Annotated in this window: 1 protein-coding gene; it reads left to right on the top strand. The window is 30.0% G+C overall.

The features are described from left to right. Positions 1-345 precede the first annotated feature (345 nt). Positions 346-936 carry a hypothetical protein gene (locus tag IAI56_RS15760; RefSeq protein WP_187658765.1) on the top strand — a complete coding sequence of 197 codons (591 nt, stop codon included), beginning with the start codon at positions 346-348 and terminating at the stop codon, positions 934-936. The last annotated feature ends 61 nt before the right edge of the window (positions 937-997 follow it).

Here is a 997-nt window from a genome sequence, read left to right as displayed (position 1 = left end):
GGGTGCCCATCGGGCGGGGTGGTTTTCTCCTCAGGAGCAGTTCCCATCTTGCGGGGTGGTTTCCAACCCTTGCAGGCTTCAAAACCCTGCGAGGGTTAATCCAATAAACAACCCCACAAAACAATCCCATAACCCAAAATCGTTAATTTAACTATTTTCTCACAAGCTTTTTTACACTTAATCGTTGAAAAATGCACTTAAACGGTTTTTTATCATTTAAATCCTCAAAATCAACATAATCAGTTAATTGAATTGGTAATTTTAAAATAGCGTAATAAGTTTCATTATCTCTTTTTTGATAAAAGTTAAATTGATTTAAAATACTAATCTTTTAAATAACACATTATGAAAACAGTCAGACTAATTTTAATTTTATTCATTGTTAATGTTGCAAACTGTCAGGAATTAATAGAAAGCAAAAGTCTTGGGTTTGTTGGTTATCTTACTTATGTAAAACAAGTCTCTGAATATAAAATGAATGCCTTAGCTAAAGATCCAAATTATACCACGATGCCAGATAAAGCAAAGCAATTTAGTTCTGAATATGCTATGTTGAAACTATCAGTAGATTTATTAATTAATCAAATGAATGCTGATATGATTAATTGTAATAGACTAAGACTTTACAGAAAATTAGATAAATTTTTAAAAAGCGAAGAAGAATTACCTGAAAAATTTAAAGTATATGGTGAATTGTTAATCCAAATAGAAAGTCAATTTACAAGTTTTATAATTAAAAAATACGGTGGTGGTGCACTATCTGGACCTGGATTGGATGAAATTACTGGAATTGTATCTGAAGGAAGAGAGATTGTTACATCAGCGAGAGATTTCAGAGAAAAGAAAATTCAGTCCATCAATAGCATTCTGAAAGAGTTGAGATTGACTAATCTTTCAGAAATCATAAAACCAAAAGAAAAAGTTTCAAAAAATTAATTACTCGATAAAATATCCTGAATTAAATATCAAAGTTGACATTTAAAGTTATTTATTAGGT

The sequence above is a fragment of the Flavobacterium macrobrachii genome, from assembly GCF_014486675.1.
GTDB lineage: Bacteria > Bacteroidota > Bacteroidia > Flavobacteriales > Flavobacteriaceae > Flavobacterium > Flavobacterium macrobrachii.
The sequence above is the reverse complement of the archived record's forward strand: the minus strand, read 5'-3'. Positions and strand labels throughout refer to the sequence as shown.